Annotated in this window: 14 protein-coding genes; 4 read left to right on the top strand and 10 right to left on the bottom strand. The window is 62.5% G+C overall.

The window, feature by feature from the left end; genetic code table 11:
• Nucleotide 1 precedes the first annotated feature (1 nt).
• The 5 genes from glgB to ACG873_RS05555 form a co-directional block, all read right to left on the bottom strand.
• The gene (gene glgB, locus ACG873_RS05575; RefSeq protein WP_394890819.1) at nucleotides 2–2,218 is read right to left on the bottom strand and encodes a 1,4-alpha-glucan branching protein GlgB; all 2,217 of its coding nucleotides are present in this window, start codon (nucleotides 2,216–2,218) and stop codon (nucleotides 2–4) included.
• A gap of 48 nt (nucleotides 2,219–2,266) precedes the next feature.
• Nucleotides 2,267–4,732, bottom strand: coding sequence for a glycogen/starch/alpha-glucan phosphorylase (locus ACG873_RS05570; protein ID WP_394890818.1), 2,466 nt, complete (start codon nucleotides 4,730–4,732; stop codon nucleotides 2,267–2,269).
• Nucleotides 4,733–4,864: 132 nt separating this feature from the next.
• Entirely contained in the window at nucleotides 4,865–5,650 is a 786-nt protein-coding gene (locus tag ACG873_RS05565) for an ATP-binding cassette domain-containing protein (RefSeq protein ID WP_394890817.1), read from the bottom strand.
• 2 nt (nucleotides 5,651–5,652) lie between these two features.
• Nucleotides 5,653–6,717, bottom strand: coding sequence for an ABC transporter permease (locus ACG873_RS05560; protein ID WP_394890816.1), 1,065 nt, complete (start codon nucleotides 6,715–6,717; stop codon nucleotides 5,653–5,655).
• Nucleotides 6,718–7,008: 291 nt separating this feature from the next.
• Nucleotides 7,009–8,043: a sugar ABC transporter substrate-binding protein gene (locus ACG873_RS05555; RefSeq protein ID WP_394890815.1), complete on the bottom strand. Its 1,035-nt coding sequence runs from the start codon at nucleotides 8,041–8,043 to the stop codon at nucleotides 7,009–7,011.
• A gap of 207 nt (nucleotides 8,044–8,250) precedes the next feature.
• On the opposite strand from ACG873_RS05555, the gene ACG873_RS05550 reads away from it, so the two are divergent.
• The 3 genes from ACG873_RS05550 to ACG873_RS05540 all read left to right on the top strand — a co-directional run bounded on the left by ACG873_RS05550 (nucleotide 8,251) and on the right by ACG873_RS05540 (nucleotide 11,883).
• Entirely contained in the window at nucleotides 8,251–9,468 is a 1,218-nt protein-coding gene (locus ACG873_RS05550; protein ID WP_394890814.1) for an ROK family transcriptional regulator, read from the top strand.
• A 118-nt stretch (nucleotides 9,469–9,586) separates the two neighbouring features.
• On the top strand, nucleotides 9,587–10,510 hold the full coding sequence (locus ACG873_RS05545; RefSeq protein ID WP_394890813.1) for a carbohydrate kinase family protein: 924 nt from the start codon (nucleotides 9,587–9,589) through the stop codon (nucleotides 10,508–10,510).
• Nucleotides 10,511–10,743: 233 nt separating this feature from the next.
• Nucleotides 10,744–11,883, top strand: a complete 1,140-nt coding sequence (locus tag ACG873_RS05540) for a DegT/DnrJ/EryC1/StrS family aminotransferase (RefSeq protein ID WP_394890812.1) — start codon at nucleotides 10,744–10,746, stop codon at nucleotides 11,881–11,883.
• Between the two features lie 10 nt (nucleotides 11,884–11,893).
• Here the strand turns inward: ACG873_RS05540 and cysQ are convergent, their stop codons facing one another.
• The 4 genes from cysQ to ACG873_RS05520 all read right to left on the bottom strand — a co-directional run bounded on the left by cysQ (nucleotide 11,894) and on the right by ACG873_RS05520 (nucleotide 16,376).
• Nucleotides 11,894–12,670 (bottom strand): 3'(2'),5'-bisphosphate nucleotidase CysQ, encoded by a 777-nt coding sequence (gene cysQ, locus ACG873_RS05535; RefSeq protein WP_394893371.1) that lies wholly within the window; start codon nucleotides 12,668–12,670, stop codon nucleotides 11,894–11,896.
• Between the two features lie 10 nt (nucleotides 12,671–12,680).
• Entirely contained in the window at nucleotides 12,681–14,615 is a 1,935-nt protein-coding gene (cysN, locus tag ACG873_RS05530; protein WP_394890811.1) for a sulfate adenylyltransferase subunit CysN, read from the bottom strand.
• 2 nt (nucleotides 14,616–14,617) lie between these two features.
• Nucleotides 14,618–15,523: a sulfate adenylyltransferase subunit CysD gene (cysD, locus tag ACG873_RS05525; protein ID WP_394890810.1), complete on the bottom strand. Its 906-nt coding sequence runs from the start codon at nucleotides 15,521–15,523 to the stop codon at nucleotides 14,618–14,620.
• A gap of 259 nt (nucleotides 15,524–15,782) precedes the next feature.
• Nucleotides 15,783–16,376 (bottom strand): biotin transporter BioY, encoded by a 594-nt coding sequence (locus tag ACG873_RS05520; protein WP_394890809.1) that lies wholly within the window; start codon nucleotides 16,374–16,376, stop codon nucleotides 15,783–15,785.
• Between the two features lie 106 nt (nucleotides 16,377–16,482).
• On the opposite strand from ACG873_RS05520, the gene ACG873_RS05515 reads away from it, so the two are divergent.
• The gene (locus ACG873_RS05515; protein WP_394890808.1) at nucleotides 16,483–17,388 is read left to right on the top strand and encodes an MBL fold metallo-hydrolase; all 906 of its coding nucleotides are present in this window, start codon (nucleotides 16,483–16,485) and stop codon (nucleotides 17,386–17,388) included.
• 15 nt (nucleotides 17,389–17,403) lie between these two features.
• Here the strand turns inward: ACG873_RS05515 and ACG873_RS05510 are convergent, their stop codons facing one another.
• Nucleotides 17,404–18,195 (bottom strand): DUF1499 domain-containing protein, encoded by a 792-nt coding sequence (locus ACG873_RS05510; RefSeq protein ID WP_394890807.1) that lies wholly within the window; start codon nucleotides 18,193–18,195, stop codon nucleotides 17,404–17,406.
• Between the last annotated feature and the right edge of the window lie 56 nt (nucleotides 18,196–18,251).

Below are 18,251 nucleotides of genomic sequence, written 5' to 3'. Positions count from 1 at the left end.
CTCATTCCGGCATGCATTCGAGCATGATCGTGGCCAGCGGCGGCAGAAGCATCGTCCCCGACACTTCTCCTCCAGCACCTTCCGTCGCCACGATCACGCCCGCATTGCCCTTGCCCGATCCACCATAGTCGGCGGCGTCGGTGTTCATGACCTCGCGCCACCGCCCCGCAGACGGCAGCGGAATACGGTAGTTTTCGCGCGGCACAGGCGTGAAGTTGGAAATGACGGCGACCGGATTGCCGTCCGGCGCCGTGCGCAGCCAGGCAAATACCGAATTCTGGCTATCGTCCACCACGAGCCAGGAAAAGCCCTCCGGTTCGCAATCGCGCGCATGCAGCGACGGACGCGAGCGGTAGAGATAATTGAGATCGCGCACCAGCTGCCGCATGCCCCGGTGCGGCGCGTGGTCGAGCACCTGCCAGTCCAGCGACCTTGCTTCGCTCCATTCGTCGCGCTGGGCAAACTCCTGGCCCATGAACAGAAGCTTCTTGCCGGGATAGCCCCACATGAAGGCGTAGTAGGCGCGCAGCGTCGCGAACTTCTGCCAGTCGTCGCCGGCCATCTTGGTGAGCAGCGAGCCTTTGCCGTGCACCACCTCGTCATGGGAAAGCGGCAAGACAAAATTCTCGCTGAACGCATAGACTAGGCCGAATGTGATCTCGCCATGGTGGTGCTTGCGGTGGATCGGCTCTTTCGACAGGTATTCCAGCGTGTCGTTCATGAAGCCCATATTCCACTTGAAGCCGAAGCCTAGCCCGCCTTCATGCACGGGCTGCGACACCTTTGGCCAGGAAGTGGACTCTTCGGCGATGGTGATGACACCGGGATGTGCGCCATAGACGGCGATGTTCATCTTTTGCAGAAACTTCACCGCTTCGAGGTTCTCGCGCCCACCAAGCTCGTTGGGGATCCACTCCCCCGCCTTGCGCGAATAATCGAGGTAGAGCATCGAGGCGACCGCATCGACCCGCAGGCCGTCGAGATGGTATTTCTCGGCCCAGAACAGCGCGTTGTTGACGAGGAACGACACGACCTCCCGACGGCCGAAATTGTAGATCGCGGTGTTCCAGTCGGGATGAAACCCCTTGCGCGGGTCGGCATGCTCGTAGAGCGCTGTGCCGTCGAACCAGATCAGGCCGTGCTCGTCGACCGGGAAATGCGCCGGCACCCAATCGAGAATGACGCCGAGGCCTGCCCGATGCGCACCGTCGACAAAGCGCGCAAACCCCTCCGGCTCGCCGAACCGCGCAGTCGGCGCATACAAACCGGTCGTCTGATAGCCCCATGAAGGATCGTAGGGATGCTCGGTAATCGGCATGAACTCGATATGCGTGAAGCCGGTATCGACGACATAGGGGATAAGCCGGTCGGCAAGTTCGTCCCATGACAGGAAGGAGCCGTCCGGGTGGCGCTGCCACGAGCCGGCGTGGACCTCGTAGATCGAGATCGCCTCGCGACGAATGTCCGCGTCCCGCCAGAACGCCTTGTGCGCCTCGTCGCCCCATTCGTGCCGAAGCGGCGTGGTGGTCACCGAAGCCGTCGCCGGTCGGAGTTCGGAGCGGAAAGCGAACGGATCGGCCTTCAACGGCAGTTTTTCGCCCTTAGGCCCGATGATCTCGTATTTATACGGTCGCCCCTCGCCGAGATCGGGCACGAACACTTCCCAGATGCCGGTATCGATGCGGTGGCGCATGGAATGGCGACGGCCATCCCACTCGTTGAAATCGCCGACGACGGAGACGCGCCGGGCATTGGGCGCCCAGACCGCGAAGTGCACGCCGGAGGCGCCCTCATGTGAGATGAGATGTGCGCCAAGCTTGTCGAAAAGCCTGAGATGCGAGCCTTCGGCAATGAAATAATCGTCCATGGGCCCAAGGACCGGCCCGAACGAATAAGGGTCCGTCAGTTGCCATTCTCCGCCGGCATTCCTCGCCAGATATTTCAGCGGCTGGCGCTTGCGGATCGAAAGCTTGCCTTCGAAGAATCCGGCGTCGTGGACGCGCGCAAGTTCGCCTGCCTTCTTTCCCTGAAGCGTGAAGGCGGTCACGAATTCCGCATGCGGCACGAAGCAGCGCGCCACCAGCCTGCCATCTGCTTCGTGAACTCCCAGGACCGAAAACGGATCACCATGCCTGCCCGAAACAATCGCCTCGACATCGCTGCGCGCGGTGAGGCCGGGTAGCTCTTTCGTCCCGGCGGTCGCACGCGGCTTCTTCATGATCGGCGCCCCTCCTCAAGGCTTCCGCACTACGGTCAGGAAATCACATCATGCCGGGACGTTCCAGATTTCGTTGGCGTATTGGCGAATGGTGCGGTCCGATGAGAACCATCCCGTCCGGGCGACGTTGTGGATTGCCCTGGCATACCAGTCGGGACTGTCGCGCCAGACGGCGTCGACCTGGCGCTGCGCGTCGGCATAGGCGTCGAAATCGGCCGCGACCATGAACCAGTCATGCTGGTAGAGCCCGTCCGTCAATCCGCGGTAGCGGGCGCGATCGTCCGGCGAAAAGACGCCTGAAGAGATCGCGGCAAGCGCCTGCGAAAGCTCCGGCGAACCCTCGATGACCGAACGCGGCGCGTAGCCATTGTCGCGCCTCTCGGCCACCTCCGCGGCCGTCAGGCCGAAAATGAAGATGTTTTCATCGCCAACGCACTCCTTGATCTCGACATTCGCCCCGTCGAGCGTGCCGATGGTCAGGGCGCCGTTCAGCGCGAACTTCATGTTGCCGGTGCCGGAAGCCTCCATGCCGGCGGTCGAAATCTGCTCGGAGAGGTCGGCGGCGGGAACCATGATCTCGGCCGTGCTGACATTGTAGTTCGGCACGAACACCACCTTGAGCAGGCCGCGGACAGCCGGATCGCGATTGATCACCCTGGCAACGTCGTTGGCCAGTTTGATGATCAGCTTGGCATTGTGATAGCTGGGCGCCGCCTTGCCGCCAAAGAATTTTACGCGTGGCATCCAGTCCCGCTCGGGATGCGAACGGATCTGGTCGTAAAGCGCCACGGCCTCGATGATGTTCAAAAGCTGGCGCTTGTATTCGTGGATGCGCTTGATCTGGATATCGAACAGCGCCGACGGATCGATCCTGATGCCCTGGCGCTCCATGATCATCGCCGCCAGCCGCTCCTTGTTGGCGCGCTTTACCGATGCGAACTGCTCGCGGAACGAGGCATCTTCGGCAAATCCGTCCAGTTCCTTCAGCGCATCGATTTCGTCCAGGAAGCGATCGCCGATGGCTTCGCGGATGAGCGTCGTCAGCCCGGGATTGCTCTGGAACAGCCAGCGGCGCGGCGTGATGCCGTTGGTCTTGTTGTTGATGCGCTCGGGATAGAGCCGGTGCAGGTCGGCGAACACCGTTTCCTTCATCAATTCGGTGTGCAGGGCCGAAACGCCGTTGATCGAATGGGAACCGGCGAAGGCCAGATTGCCCATGCGGACCCGGCGTTCGCCATTCTCCTGGATCAGCGAGATGCGGCTGATCTCCTCGCCGTTGAACTGATCCGAAGCTCGCGCCTCCAGCAGGATCTCCGCGTTGATCGCGTAGATGATCTGCATGTGCCGCGGCAGCAGCCGCTCGAACAGCGGCACCGCCCAGCTTTCCAGCGCCTCGGGCAGCAGCGTGTGGTTGGTGTAAGCGAAAGTTCGCTTGCTGATGTCCCAGGCGGTGTCGAAATCGAGCAGATGCACGTCCATCAGGAGCCGCAGCAGTTCGGCCACGGCGATTGCCGGATGGGTGTCGTTGAGATGGATTGCCGCCTTATCGGGCAGCGACAGTAGATCGCCATATTGGCTGAGATGCCGCTGGATGATGTCCTGCAGGGAGGCGGTAGAGAAGAAATATTCCTGCCGCAGCCGCAGTTCCTGGCCGGCTTCGCTCGAATCGGCGGGATAGAGCACGCGAGACAGCGCATCGGCCTTGTTGCTCTCGCGCAGCGCGCCGATGTGGTCTCCGGCGTTGAAGGCGTCCAGCAGGATCGGGTCGATCGGCATTCCCGACCACAGCCGCAGCGTGTTGACGCGGGCGCCGCGCCAGCCAACGACGGGAGTGTCGTAGGCGACGGCCAGCAGCCGGTCGTGAGGCTTCCAGACATGGCGCTCCAGGCGTCCGTCCTTGCTGGTCACCGATTCAACCGTTCCGCCGAAACCAACCTCGAAAGACCGCTCCCGCCGCTCGAATTCCCATGGATTGCCGTGGTCGAGCCAGGTCTCGGGCAGCTCGACCTGCCAGCCGTCATGGATTTCCTGGCGGAACATGCCGTTGGCATAGCGGATGCCGTAGCCATGCGCCGGCACGCCAACCGTCGCCATCGATTCCATGAAGCAGGCGGCGAGCCGTCCCAGGCCGCCATTGCCGAGTGCGGCGTCGGGCTCCAGCGCGGCAATCACGTCCAGATCGACGCCTAGCGTGGCGAGCGCCTCGCGCATTGCGTCCATCACGCCGAGGTTGGAGAACGCATCCCGCATCAGCCGGCCGATCAGGAATTCCAGCGACAGGTAATAGACGCGCTTGGCGCCGGCTTCGTACGCCTCCTTGGTGGATTCGTGCCAGCGGTCGACGATACGATCGCGCACAACCTTGATCGCGGCGGTCAGCCAGTCCTCGCGCGTCGCGACCGCCGCATCCTTGCCGACCCTGTATTTCAGGGCTTCCAGGATTTCGGCAGCGAGTGCTTTGGGGTCGGGATTTGTCAAATTCAGCCGTGGGAGTTCGGTTGTCGTCAGCGTCATATCGCCTCTTGAGCGTTTTCGAATTGGAGCTCCGTCAAAGCGGCGTAGCTCCAGATTCCTCCCGTTTTCATGCTATCCGATCCCGCGGCAAGCACAATCGATTAAACGCCGCAGGCAAGTTCGTACTTTTGGCTATGCCGCCACCATCTGCTCCGGCGCCGGCTTGGCCCCGGTCATGAAAGCCACGGCGTCGGACATCGTGTACTGCTTCGGATCGATGACCGTCAGCCGGCGGCCGAGCCGGTGGATATGGATGCGGTCGGCGACCTCGAATACATGCGGCATGTTGTGCGAGATGAGTACGATCGGCAGGCCGCGCCGTTTCACGTCCAGAATGAGTTCCAAAACGCGGCGCGATTCCTTGACGCCGAGCGCCGCCGTGGGCTCGTCCATGATCACCACTTTCGAACCGAATGCGGCCGCCCGCGCGACGGCGACGCCCTGGCGCTGCCCTCCCGAAAGCGTTTCGACGGCCTGGCCAATGTTCTGGATGGTCATCAGCCCGAGTTCCGTAAGCTTCTCCCGGGCGCGCTTTTCCATGGCCGGGCGGTCCAGCATCCTGAACCACTGGCCGAGAAAACCGGGCTTGCGGATCTCGCGCCCGAGAAACATGTTGTCGGCGATCGAGAGCGCAGGCGACAGGGCAAGATTCTGGTAAACCGTCTCGATGCCGGCGTCGCGCGCTTCCATCGGCGACTTGAAATTGATCACCTCGCCGTTCAAGCGGATCTCACCCTCATCGGGATGAACTGCGCCGGAGATCGCCTTGATCAGCGAGGACTTGCCGGCGCCGTTGTCTCCGATCACCGCCAGGATTTCGCCCGGATAGAGGTCAAAATCGGCATTGTCGAGCGCGGTGACGCGGCCATAGCGCTTGGTCAGCCCGCGCGCGGTGAGCAACGGTTGCGTGGTGGTCATGGCTACACCGAAACCTTTCTGATCCACTGGTCGATGGCGACGGCGCCGATGATGAGCACACCGGTCAGAAGCACCTTCCATTGCGGATCGGCGCCGAGCATGTTCAAGCCCATGGAGACGACGCCGACGATCATTGCGCCGAACAGCGTGCCGAGGATCGAGCCTCGCCCGCCGAACAGCGATATGCCGCCGATGACCGTCGCGGTGATGGCTTGAAGATTGTAGTCGGTGACCGCCCAGGAGGGGGAGATCGAGCCGTTGCGGCCGATCGCAACCCAGGCCGCGAACGCAGCGATCAGCCCGGCCAGCGCGTAGACAGACATCAGAACTTTCTTCGTCTCGATGCCGGAGAGCTTCGCCGCTTCTGGATCGTCGCCGACCGCATAGACGTGCCTCCCCCAGGCGGTATGGTTGAGGGCGTACCAGAGGACTAGAACCAGTATAACCATAGCGATAACGCCGAAGGTCAACACCGCATTTCCGAGCTTAAAGCTCGTCCCGAACAGATGCAGCAGCGGCGCCTGGGCAGCGACGTCGGCGTCGCGGATCGTCTCGTTGGCGGAGTAGATGAAATTCGTCGCCATGACGATGTTCCACGTTCCCAGCGTCACGATGAAGGGCGGCAGTTTCACATAGGCGACCAACGCCCCATTCAGCAGTCCGCAAAGCGCGCCAACCACCAGGCCAATCGGGATGGCGATGATCGCGGGCCAGCCGTAGCCCACGGCGAAATTGCCCATGACGACCGCCGAGATCACCATCACGACGCCGATCGACAGGTCGATGCCAGCCGTCAGGATCACCAGAGTCTGCGCCACGCCTAGAATGCCCACCACGGCGATCTGCTGGAGGATCAAGGTAAGCGTATAGGAGGAGAAGAACCGTCCGCCGATGCTCAGGCCGAAAATGACGATGGCCAGCAAAAGCACGATCAGCGGGACCGCCGCCGGCGTCGAGTGCAGGAAATGCTGTATCCGCATCACGAACGATGCGCCGTGATCCTCGAACGCCGCGACCGACGTGTCGCTGCCCGACAGAACCTTTTCGAATTCCTGAGCTTCGGCCATATCAACTCCCATCGCGCAAAAGCGCAGCGTTTCCCTGCCGAAAGCCGGTCTTTGCCGGCGTAGTTTTATTCGTCGCTTCGGCGGATGTATCGTCAGTCTAAACCGGTCGGGGATCAAGTCCCGACCGGGTCGGAGATCTGAAGGTCGTCAAAGCCGGATGAGAATTCGCTCCGGCGAGTCAGATGGCGGATGGCTTCGAGAACCGGAGCGGAGCGGACATAAGTCCGTGAGCACCGGAAGCGCAGAAGACGCCGTCAGATGGCCGCCGGAGTAGAATTCACGTCGGCTTTTTCACCCCCAGCACTTCGCCGTGCCTTCCTTGGTGTCGATCGACGGAACGCCTTCGGCCGGCTTGTCGGTCACCAGATTGACGCCGGTATCGAAGAACTCCTTGCCTTCTGTCGGCTTGGGCTTGGTACCGTCCTTGGCGAAGGCGGCGATCGCCTCGATGCCGAGCGCGGCCATCTGCAGCGGATATTGCTGGGACGTGGCGCCAATCACTCCCTCCGCTACCGATTTCACGCCGGGGCAGCCGCCGTCGACCGAAACGATCAGGACGTTGCCTTCCATGCCGACGGCCTTGAGCGCCTGATAGGCGCCGACGGCGGCAGGCTCGTTGATGGTGTGGATGACGTTGATCGACGGATCCTTCTGCAAGAGGTTTTCCATGGCCTTGCGGCCGCCTTCCTCGTTGCCGTTGGTGACATCGTGGCCGACGATGCGCGGATCGTCCTCGTCGCCGATCTTGTTCACGTCCTTGGTGTCGATGCCGAAGCCCGCCATGAAGCCCTGGTCGCGCAGCACGTCGACGGTCGGCTGGTCCGGCGTCAGGTCGAGGAAGCCGATCTTCGCGTCCTTCGCCTTGTCGCCCAGCGTCGCGGCGGCCCAAGCGCCTATCAGCCGGCCCGCCTCGAAGTTGTCGGTCGCGAAGGTTGCGTCGGCAGCATCGAGCGGATCGAGTGGAGTATCGAGCGCGATGACCAGAATGCCGGCGTCGCGCGCCTTCTTGACCGTCGACACGATGCCCTTGGTATCGGACGCCGTGATCAGGATGCCCTTGGCACCGTCGGCGATGCAGCTTTCGATGGCCGCGACCTGGCTTTCCGAATCGCCATCTACCTTGCCGGCATAAGCCTTCAGCGTGATGCCGAGTTCAGTCGCCTTCGCGGTGGCGCCTTCCTTCATCTTGACGAAGAACGGATTGGTATCGGTCTTGGTAATGAGGCAGGCGCTCACATCTTGCGCCGATGCGGCGGGCGCAAACGCCAGAAGAGCAGCGGCAGCCGCCCCGAAAACGGTGGATTTCAGAATTGCGGTTTTGGTCACGGTTATCCTCCCAGTGAAACACGACCGATGCCGGAAAGCCGGCATCTTCCAGACGTCGAGGCGCTGTCGCCCTCGGCAATCTCGCATCAGAAAACAGCAGCCTAATTGGTTTGTCAATAATTAAATCACTCTTATTTATTATTGACAGGCCGAAGGTTGCTGGTCATTCTTGCGGAAAAGACAAGAACGAGCAACGGGGAGGAATAGGTGCAATCCGGCGATCTCAGGCACGGTTCGCGCGAACTGGGGGAGAGCCGGTTTCATCATGGCACGAACCAGAGCGGAATGAGGGATCACAACGAGCGGCTCGTGCTCTCGCTTGTTCGCCGCCACGGCAGCCTGGCCAAGTCCGACATTGCGCGCATGACCAGGCTTTCGGCGCAGACCGTCTCCGTGATCATGCGCGAGCTAGAGGATGACGGGCTGCTCGTGCGCGAAGAGCCGGTGCGTGGAAAGATCGGCCAGCCGTCGATTCCCATGTCGCTCAACCCGGAAGGGGCCTATTTCCTTGGGCTGAAGATCGGCCGGCGCAGCGCCGAACTCGTGCTGATCGATTTCCTCGGCAATGTCCGTGGCATGCTCCAGCATTCTTATCACTTTCCGGCGTCCGAGGAGACTATCGAATTCGTCAAATCCGGCATCGCGGAGCTGCGCGCCAGCCTCGACGAGGAGCAGGACAAGCGCATCGCCGGCCTCGGCATCGCCATGCCCTTCGAGCTCTGGAACTGGGCGGAAACGGCCGGAGCGCCACCCGAGATCATGGACCAGTGGCGTCATCTCGACATACGCGAAAAGATCCGGGCCGAGTGCAACTTTCCTGTCTATCTGCAGAACGACGCGACATCGGCATGCGGCGCCGAACTGGTATTCGGGCAAAGTGGGCCGCTGCGCGATTTCATCTATTTCTACATCGGCGCGTTTGCCGGCGGTGGGCTGGTCCTGAACGGCAGGCTTTATACCGGCCCCAGCGGCAATGCCGGCGCACTGGGTTCGATGCCTGTGCCTGGCCCAGACGGCCGGCCAATCCAGCTGATCGACGTCGCCTCCATCGCCATTCTTGAACGTACGCTCAACGGCAAGGGCATCGACGCATCGTATCTGTGGACCTCTCCGGAAGATTGGGGAGACATCGGCCCCGACCTGGATTTGTGGATGTCGACCGCGGCCGACGCACTCGCCTACGCCATCGTTTCGGCTTCGGCCGTGATAGATTTCGAGGCCGCAATCATCGAGGGCTGGATGCCTGAGCCGATCCGCAAGCGCTTGGTCGAAGCGGTCAAGACCTCGCTGCAGAAGGTCGATGTGGAAGGGCTGACTGTCCCGCTGGTTCGAGAGGGCACGGTCGGCATACATGCACGCGCGCTCGGCGGCGCAAGCCTGCCGCTATCGGAGCGCTTCCTCATCGGCGACACACGGCTTTCCTGAGGATAGCGAAGATGCCGCCCGGATCGCCCGTGCTGGCCGGTTGCCGGTTAGCCGCGCCAGACACTATTGCTTGCAAAGCCGCCCATGCAGGGGCGCATGACCATCGGAGTCGGAAATCATGATCCTGTGCTGTGGCGAAGCGCTCATCGATATGCTGCCGCGTGAAAGCACTTCTGGCGAAGCGGCGTTCGCGCCTTATGCCGGCGGAGCGATCTTCAATACGGCGATCGCGCTCGGCCGGCTCGGCGTGCCGGTCGAATTCTTCTCCGGCCTGTCGTCCGACCTGTTCGGCCAGCAGATCCGGGAGGTGCTGGCCTCCAGCAATGCGGGCTCCCGCTACGCGGACGTTTCGGCGCGGCCGACCACGCTGGCGTTCGTGCGGCTGACCGACGGCCATGCCACCTATACGTTTTACGACGAAAACACCGCCGGCCGCATGCTCACCGAAGCCGACCTGCCGCTTCTCGGCGACGATGTCGATGCGATGCTGTTCGGCGCCATCAGCCTGATCCCGGAACCGTGCGGCTCGGCCTACGAGGCGCTGATGAAGCGGGAAGCCGACCGGCGCGTGACGATGCTCGACCCCAATATCCGGCCAGGCTTCATCCCCGACAAGGAAAAGCATAATGACCGCATACGCCGGATGATGGCGCTGGCAGACATCATCAAACTTTCCGACGAGGATCTCGCCTGGTTTGGAAACGAGGGCTCCGAGGAGGATCAGGTGCGCAAATGGCTGGAGAGCGGGCCTAAGCTCATCGTCGTCACCCATGGCAGCAAGGGCGCGGTGGGATACACGAAGCGCCACACCGTTTCCGTCATGCCCGAGCGCGTTATGGTCGTCGACACCGTCGGCGCGGGCGACACCTTCAACGCCGGCATTCTGGCGTCGCTGCATGACGGCGGCCTGCTGTCTAAAGCGGCTCTGGAAGAGCTTTCCGAACAGGCCATTCGCGACGCGCTCACGCTCGGAGCAAAGGCTGCGGCCATCACCGTCTCGCGCGCCGGCGCAAATCCGCCCTGGCGGCATGAGATCGTCTGAAGCGTCTGAAGCCACCAAGGCCTGCATCACTTTATGTTTCGGGTGATTCCGGGAAGCGACAACCGGCAAGCAGAATTTGCCCCAATGCGCCGGATTGCGCGCCTATGCCGGCATTTAGCCGGTAACGCGTGACGCAGCGCCGCGGCAATGCCGCACCGGCTTGAGCTTTCTTGGCCAAATCAACTCGTGCTATCAGCGGCGCGATATCGGAAAGAGCACCATTCGGAGCAGGCATGCAATTTATCGACCTCGGCGCGCAGCGCGAAAGAATTCGGGACCAGCTGAGGGCGGCGATCGACCGCGTGGTCGACGACGGCCGCTATATCCTCGGCCCGCAGGTTACCGAATTCGAGAACCAGCTCGCCGCCTATGTCGGCGTCAAGCACGTGGTTGCCTGCGCCAACGGCACCGATGCCCTGCTGCTGCCTCTTCTCGCTTCGGGCATCGGGCCGGGCGACGCGGTGTTCGTGCCGAGCTTCACTTTCGCAGCAACGGCCGAGGTCGTTGCGCTCGCCAAGGCCGAACCGGTCTTCGTCGACGTCGACGCCGACACGTACAATATCGACATCGCCAGCCTCGAAGACGCGATCGCCATGGTCAAGAAAGAGGGGCGGCTGACGCCACGGGCGATCATCCCGGTCGACCTGTTCGGGCTCGGCGCCGACTACGCGGCAATCTCGGAGATCGCCGAACGCGAAAACCTGCTGGTCATCGAGGATGCCGCGCAGGCAATCGGTGGCTCGACTGGAGGCCGGATGTGCGGCTCCTTCGGGAGCATTGGCGCGACGAGCTTCTATCCGGCCAAGCCGCTCGGCTGCTATGGCGACGGCGGCGCCATGTTCACCAATGACGACGAGATGGCGGCAAAGCTCCGCTCCTTCGCCTTCCACGGCAAGGGCGAGACCCAGTACGACAACATCCATGTCGGCCTGAACTCACGGCTGGACACGCTGCAGGCGGCGATCCTGATCGAGAAGCTGGCCATCCTTGAAGACGAGATGGTCGCGCGGCAGGCCGTGGCGCAGCGCTATCGCGGCGCTCTGCACAATCTGGTCAAGACCGCCCACATTCCTGAAGGCAGCCGCTCGGCCTGGGCGCAATACGCCATCGAGACGCCGTACCGAGACGAACTCAAGGTCTACCTGCAGGAACGGGGCATTCCGACGGTGATCTACTATGTGAAGCCGCTGCACCAGCAGGTCGCATACCGGGATTACCCGGTCGCACCGGGCGGGCTGCCCGTCTCCGAAGAGCTGCCCAAGCGCATCCTGTGCCTGCCCATGCACCCTTACCTCACGGTCGAGGATCAGGACCGGATCGTCGGTGCGATCCGCAGCTTCATCGAGATGAAGACCGCGCAGGCGGCCGAGTAGTCCCCACCGCTCAGGAAATGCTGCCTCTGGCGATGAAGGACGGGTTGGCGTAGTCGGACTCGCCCGGCTGGCTGCGCTTGCCGTAGACGAGCGGCATCCCATCGGGCGTGCGGGTCATGCCGCCTGCCGCACGCAAAATCGCGTCGCCGGCCGCCGTGTCCCACTCCATCGTGCGGCCGAACCGCGGATAGACATCCGCCTCGCCGCCGGCGATCAGGCAGAATTTCAGCGACGAGCCCACGGAGACGATCTCCGCCGCCTCGATGTCTCTTATGAACGCGTCGGTCTCGGGCGTGCGGTGGGAGCGGCTGGCCACGATGGTCAGCGGCGTCCTGCCTTCGCGCACCGAAATCCTGCGACGCCCGACGATCCTGTGATCCGAAATCTCGATCGCTTCGGCCCTGCCCGGCCGGCCGGAAAAAAACCGCCCGCTGCACGGCGCATACACCACGCCGATTTCCGGAACACCGTGGCGGACAAGCGCGATGTTGACCGTGAAATCGCTGTTGCGGCTGACGAATTCCTTCGTCCCGTCGAGTGGGTCGATCAGGAAAAAGGTCTGGCCGGGATCGCGCGGCGCAAGTCCTTCGGCAGCCTCCTCTTCGGCCACGCAGGGAATGTCGGGGTATTCGGCGCGCAGGCCGGCAAGGATCAGCCTCTCGCTCGCCCTGTCGGCCGCCGTCACCGGAGAGGCGTCGCGCTTGTGCTCGACCAGAATGCCGGCATGGAACACGTCCATGACCAGACGCCCGGCCACCAGGGCCAGGCGCTCGAAGATCGTCAGCATGGCTTCGTCGTCAGATGCCGCCGCCGTCGTCGTATTGTTGGTCCGCAATGTCGCGCTCGCTTAGCCAGCTTTCGAGGATATCTACCATCTCCTCGGGAGACTTGCCGAGCGTCTCAAGATGGATTTCCGGTCTTTCCGGCCGTTCGTATGGGGAATCCAGGCCGGTGAAGTTCTTGATCTCGCCTCCGAGCGCCTTCGCATAGAGGCCTTTCGGATCGCGAGCGGCGCATTCCTCGAACGGCGTGTCGACGAATACTTCTATGAACTCGCCCTCCGCCATCATCTCACGTGCCATGCGGCGCTCGGCGCGAAACGGCGAGATGAAGGAGACGATTACCATCAGGCCAGCGTCGACCATCAGGCGCGCCACCTCGGTGACACGGCGGATATTCTCCACGCGATCCTCATCGGAGAAGCCGAGATCGCGGTTCAGCCCGTGGCGGATGTTGTCGCCGTCGAGAATATAGGTATGGCGGCCGCTCGCATGCAGCTTCTTTTCGAGCAGATTGGCGATGGTCGACTTGCCCGAACCCGAAAGCCCGGTGAACCAGAGCAGCGTCGGCTTCTGCTGCTTGGCGGCGGCGCGGGCGTTCTTCGTCACCTCGAGCGACTGCCAGTGGATGTTGTCGGCGCGGCGCAGCGAGTGCAGGATCATGCCGGCGCCGACCGTGGCATTGCTGATGCGGTCGATGAGAATGAAGGCACCGGTGGTCCGGTTTTCTGCGAAGCTGTCGAAGGCGATCGGCGATTGCGCCGAGATGTTGACGACGCCGACCTCGTTCATCGCCAGCGATTTCGCCGCTTCCTGGGCAAAATCGTTGACATTGACGCGGTATTTCAATCCCGAAACCGTCGCGCTCGCCTGGTCGGTTTCGGTGCGCAGCAAGTATGACCGTCCGGGCAGAAGCGCCTGCTCGTCGAACCAGACCAAATTGGCAGCGAACTGATCGGCGACCTGCGGCCGTGCTTCGGGCGCAACCAGCAGGTTGCCGCGCGAAACCTCGACCTCGTCTTCCAGGACGATGGTGACAGCCTGCCCTTCCACCGCCCGTTCGAGATCGCCACCCTGCGCAACGATGCGCTTGACGCGCGATTGCTTGCCGGATTTGGCGACGACGATCTCGTCGCCCGTCCCGATGGAGCCAGAAGCGACCGTCCCTGCGAAGCCGCGGAAATCGAGATTGGGCCGGTTTACATATTGCACGGGAAACCGGAACGGCTGTTCGGCCGCGGCATCGACCGCCACTGTTTCGAGGTGGTCGATGAGGGTCGGGCCGGCATACCAGCCAGTCTTGGTGGAGCGCCGGGACACGTTGTCGCCGAAGCGCGCCGACATCGGGATCGGCACGATGGACGAGAAGCCCAGATCCTTCGCGAATTCCGTGTAGTCGGCAACGATCTTCGCGAACACGTCGCGGTCGAAGCCAACCAGATCGATCTTGTTGACGGCCAACACCACGTGGCGGATGCCGAGCAGCGAAGCTATGATCGAATGGCGGCGCGTCTGGCGCAGCACACCCTGCCTGGCGTCGACGAGCACTATGGCCAGATCGGCTGTCGAAGCGCCTGTCGCCATGTTGCGCGTGTATTGTTCGTGGCCTGGCGTGTCGGCCACGATGAATTTTCGCTTGGGCGTGGCAAAGAAACGGTATGCGACGTCAATTGTGATGCCCTGCTCACGCTCGGCTTCCAGCCCATCCACGAGCAATGCGAAATCAACATCGTCGCCGGTCGTGCCGTACTTCCTCGAATCGCGCTCTAGCGTGGCGAGCTGGTCTTCGAAAATCTGCTTGGTGTCGGACAGCAGGCGGCCGATCAGCGTCGACTTGCCGTCGTCGACCGAACCGCAGGTCAGGAAGCGCAGCAGCGATTTCTGTTCCTGTTCGGCAATGAAGTCGCGAACAGTTTCGGTCGCGACGAGATTTTCTGCCAGTATGTGGCGCATTCTCAGAAATACCCTTCGCGCTTCTTCTTTTCCATCGAGCCGGCCTCGTCGCGGTCGATCAGCCGGCCCTGACGTTCCGAAGTACGGGCGATCAGCATTTCGTTCACGATGCCTTCCAGATCGTCGGCATCGGAATCGATCGCTCCGGTCAGCGGATAGCAGCCAAGCGTCCTGAAGCGGACCATGCGGTTTTCGATGACCTCGCCTGGCCTGAGCTTCATGCGGTCATCGTCGCGCATGATCAGCATGCCGTCGCGCTCGACCACCGGCCGCTTCTTGGCGAAATACAGCGGCACGATCGGGATCTCTTCCCGCAGGATGTATTGCCAGATGTCGAGTTCGGTCCAGTTTGACAGCGGAAACACGCGGATCGATTCGCCGGCGGAAATCCGGGTGTTATAGATCTTCCACATTTCCGGACGCTGGTTCTTGGGGTCCCAGACATGCTGGGCGTTGCGGAACGAGAAGATGCGCTCCTTGGCGCGAGACTTTTCCTCGTCGCGGCGCGCCCCGCCAAAGGCTGCGTCGAAACCATACTTGTCGAGCGCCTGGCGAAGGCCCACCGTCTTCATGACGTGGGTGTGCGTATTGGAACCGTGGTCGAAGGGATTGATGCCGTCGCGCACGCCGTCTTCGTTGACGTGGACGAGGAGGTCGAAGCCCAGTCTCTCGGCCATCGAATCGCGAAACTCGATCATCTCGCGGAATTTCCAGGTCGTATCGACATGGAGAAACGGAAACGGCGGCTTGGCGGGGTAGAACGCCTTGATGGCCAGATGCAGCAGGACAGACGAGTCCTTGCCCACCGAATAGAGCATCACCGGCTTCGAAAACGTCGCCGCCACCTCACGGAAAATGTGGATGGCCTCGGCCTCCAACCGGTCGAGATGGGAAAGTTTGGCAAGCATGAGAACGCCTTGGAAGCGTCGCCTGCCGGTGTGGCGCGGCGAAATGTGGATTTCACGCCATTTTCCCACAAGCGGCCGGCTTCTCAAGCAGAAGGCTACCAAATTCGCGGCAATCACCGGCCGGAACTTGCGCGATGTGCGACGCTGGTGGAATGCCATTCCCCGCGGGGATAAACGAGCGTTCGGGGATGAAATCCGTCCGCTGAAACGCATTCAGCCGCGGCATGGCCGCGGCTGAATGAAAGCGAGATTGGTTTACTCAGCGCTGCCGGGGCAGCAGCGACCAGATTGCCGGCACCAGCGCGGAAGCCAGCGCCACCTTGATCAGGTCGGGAACGATGAACGGGACGACGCCGAACTGCCAGGACTTTTCAACCCCGATCAGCATTGCCAGCCAGGCGAATCCCATGGCCATCATAACGACTTCCGCGGTCAACATCGCGCCGAACAGCTTTACCGGGTTGCGGTCCCAGCCGCGGTCGGCCGCCCAGCCGACGATCGCGGCCATGACGACGAATCCAGCGAGGTAGCCGCCGGTCGAACCGAGCATATAGACGAGGCCTACGCCCTTCTCGGGGGTACCCTGGAACACCGGAAAGCCAATCGCGCCCTGCGCCATGTACAGAAGCAGCGTCGCGACGGCCAGCCGCATGCCGAATGCGGCCGCGATCATGAACACGGCTAGCGTCTGCAGCGACATGTCGACCGGTCCGAGCACGACTTTTGTCTTGGCCGAGAGTGTCAAAAGAAGGGTTCCGGCAATTGCCAGGGCGCATTGGCCTACCAGCCGCCAGGCGCCGCTTTCGGGCAATGCAAGCGAAACAAGCGGGCGGGCGGTAAGTGCAGTTGCCATGGTTTTCCCCATTTCCGGTTGAGGCCGAGCGAACGCCGGTCGGGTTTCCGTATATTGGCTTCCATGCTAAGCGGCAAACAATTTTACGTATTCCTCAAGGTCTTGAATGGCTCTGAACTTCGACACGCAATTCGACCCGGCATACGGCGAGGCGATCGAGCTTGCCCCCGGGGTCTTGCGGCTGACGGTCAACAATCCCGGCCCATTCACCTTCCACGGCACCAACAGCTACGTAATCGGCCGCGATACGCTCGCAATCATCGACCCCGGTCCGCAGAACGACGCGCATTATTCGGCCTTGCTGCAGGCGATCGCCGGTCGGCCGGTCAGCCACATCTTCGTCAGCCACACTCATCGCGATCACTCTCCGCTCGCTTGCCGGCTTGCGCGCCAGACCGGAGCGATCACCGCCGCCGAAGGACCGCACCGCCCGGCGCGGCCGCTGCGCATCGGCGAGATCAACCCGCTTGACGCCAGCGCCGATACAGACTTCGCGCCGGACCTGACATTGCAGGACAATTCGGTGACGGCCGGAGACGGCTGGGCGATCCGGACCATCCTGACGCCCGGCCACACCGCCAACCACGCCGTCTTCGCGCTCGACGGAACCGGCATCCTGTTTTCGGCCGACCACGTGATGGCGTGGGCGACCTCGATCGTGGCGCCGCCCGATGGCGCGATGGCCGACTACATGGCCTCGCTCGATCGGCTGCTTGAGTGCGACGACAAGATTTTCCTGCCCGGACATGGTGGCCCGGTCAGGAACCCCCGCGCCTTTGTGCGCGGCCTGAAGACGCACCGTAAAATGCGAGAGCGCGCAATCATCGAACGCCTGAGCCAAGGCGACCGAACCATAGCCGACATGGTCCGCGCGATCTATCGCGATACCGACCCGAGGCTGCATGGCGCGGCCGCCCTGTCGGTGCTTGCGCACCTCGAGGATCTGGTGACGCGCGGCGTTGCGGCGACCGAGGGCGCTCCATCGATCGACGGAATTTTCGCATCCGCCTGACGGTTTCTCCGGATGCTATTCCGCCGTCGCTGCCCCGGTCTGCGCGGCCATTTCGGCATCCAGTAGGGCCAGAAATGCCGTGATCTGCGCTGCGTTGTCGCCCAGATCATGCCGGCCGTAACGCGATGCCGAGCGCATGTCGACATAAGTCGAAGTTCCTTCGTCGGTCAGCCGCACCGCTATATCGAAGGGAAAGCCGAGCCAAGGCGTGTGAGCCAGCGCCTCGATGGTCATCTCGCTCTGGCCGACGAAAGCCGGCCGCGACGTCGCGATTGTCCAGCCTTGCCGCTGCAGCATGGTCTCGACAATCTCCGCCGCGCGGTCGAGCGGCATCTCGTAACGCCTGCCGGTAACTTCCGGATAGTGATCGGTCTGCAGCTTGCGGTGTCCGGGTGTGAATTCTGCAACCTCGTTCATGTCGGGGCTGCGGGACATCGCGGCGGCGACCAGCATCGGAGGCGCGCCGAGATCGGTCGAAATGTCGTTGAGCTGCGGGTGGATAAAAGCCCGGTAGCCGGACAGCAGAAAGGGCGTGAGCACTGCGAGGGCGACAAAACCTCCGATCGTCAGGTCACGGCCGCCGAGATCGCCATGATACCAGAAACGCAAAAAGCCGTAGGCAGCCAGCGCAAGCGCGGCGATCGCCAGCGCGGCGACAATGGAAAGGACCGACAGGAATGGCGGCGTGGGAATAAGCCCGTAGCGGTGGGCAAGGCCGGCGGCAATGAACAGCACGGCCGAAAACGTCGCAAGAGTGCGCGACCAGCCCGCGGCCTGCGATGTGCGCTGTTCCAGATACGCCGCCATGGATCTCCGTCGCCCTTGCCCTTTCCTAAATCGTTTCCGCCTGAAAGCGCAAACGC

The organism is Allomesorhizobium aridi, assembly GCF_043769475.1.
In the GTDB taxonomy this organism is placed as follows: domain Bacteria; phylum Pseudomonadota; class Alphaproteobacteria; order Rhizobiales; family Rhizobiaceae; genus Allomesorhizobium.
The sequence above is the reverse complement of the archived record's forward strand: the minus strand, read 5'-3'. Positions and strand labels throughout refer to the sequence as shown.

Excerpts from the sequence above, each read along its gene's own strand:
- glgB (WP_394890819.1), bottom strand. The coding sequence starts at position 2,218 with ATGAAGAAGCCGCGTGCGACCGCCGGGACGAAAGAGCTACCCGGCCTC.
- ACG873_RS05570 (WP_394890818.1), bottom strand. The coding sequence starts at position 4,732 with ATGACGCTGACGACAACCGAACTCCCACGGCTGAATTTGACAAATCCC.
- ACG873_RS05565 (WP_394890817.1), bottom strand. The coding sequence starts at position 5,650 with ATGACCACCACGCAACCGTTGCTCACCGCGCGCGGGCTGACCAAGCGC.
- ACG873_RS05560 (WP_394890816.1), bottom strand. The coding sequence starts at position 6,717 with ATGGCCGAAGCTCAGGAATTCGAAAAGGTTCTGTCGGGCAGCGACACG.
- ACG873_RS05545 (WP_394890813.1), top strand. The coding sequence starts at position 9,587 with ATGATCCTGTGCTGTGGCGAAGCGCTCATCGATATGCTGCCGCGTGAA.
- ACG873_RS05540 (WP_394890812.1), top strand. The coding sequence starts at position 10,744 with ATGCAATTTATCGACCTCGGCGCGCAGCGCGAAAGAATTCGGGACCAG.
- cysQ (WP_394893371.1), bottom strand. The coding sequence starts at position 12,670 with ATGCTGACGATCTTCGAGCGCCTGGCCCTGGTGGCCGGGCGTCTGGTC.
- cysN (WP_394890811.1), bottom strand. The coding sequence starts at position 14,615 with ATGCGCCACATACTGGCAGAAAATCTCGTCGCGACCGAAACTGTTCGC.
- cysD (WP_394890810.1), bottom strand. The coding sequence starts at position 15,523 with ATGCTTGCCAAACTTTCCCATCTCGACCGGTTGGAGGCCGAGGCCATC.
- ACG873_RS05520 (WP_394890809.1), bottom strand. The coding sequence starts at position 16,376 with ATGGCAACTGCACTTACCGCCCGCCCGCTTGTTTCGCTTGCATTGCCC.
- ACG873_RS05515 (WP_394890808.1), top strand. The coding sequence starts at position 16,483 with ATGGCTCTGAACTTCGACACGCAATTCGACCCGGCATACGGCGAGGCG.
- ACG873_RS05510 (WP_394890807.1), bottom strand. The coding sequence starts at position 18,195 with ATGGCGGCGTATCTGGAACAGCGCACATCGCAGGCCGCGGGCTGGTCG.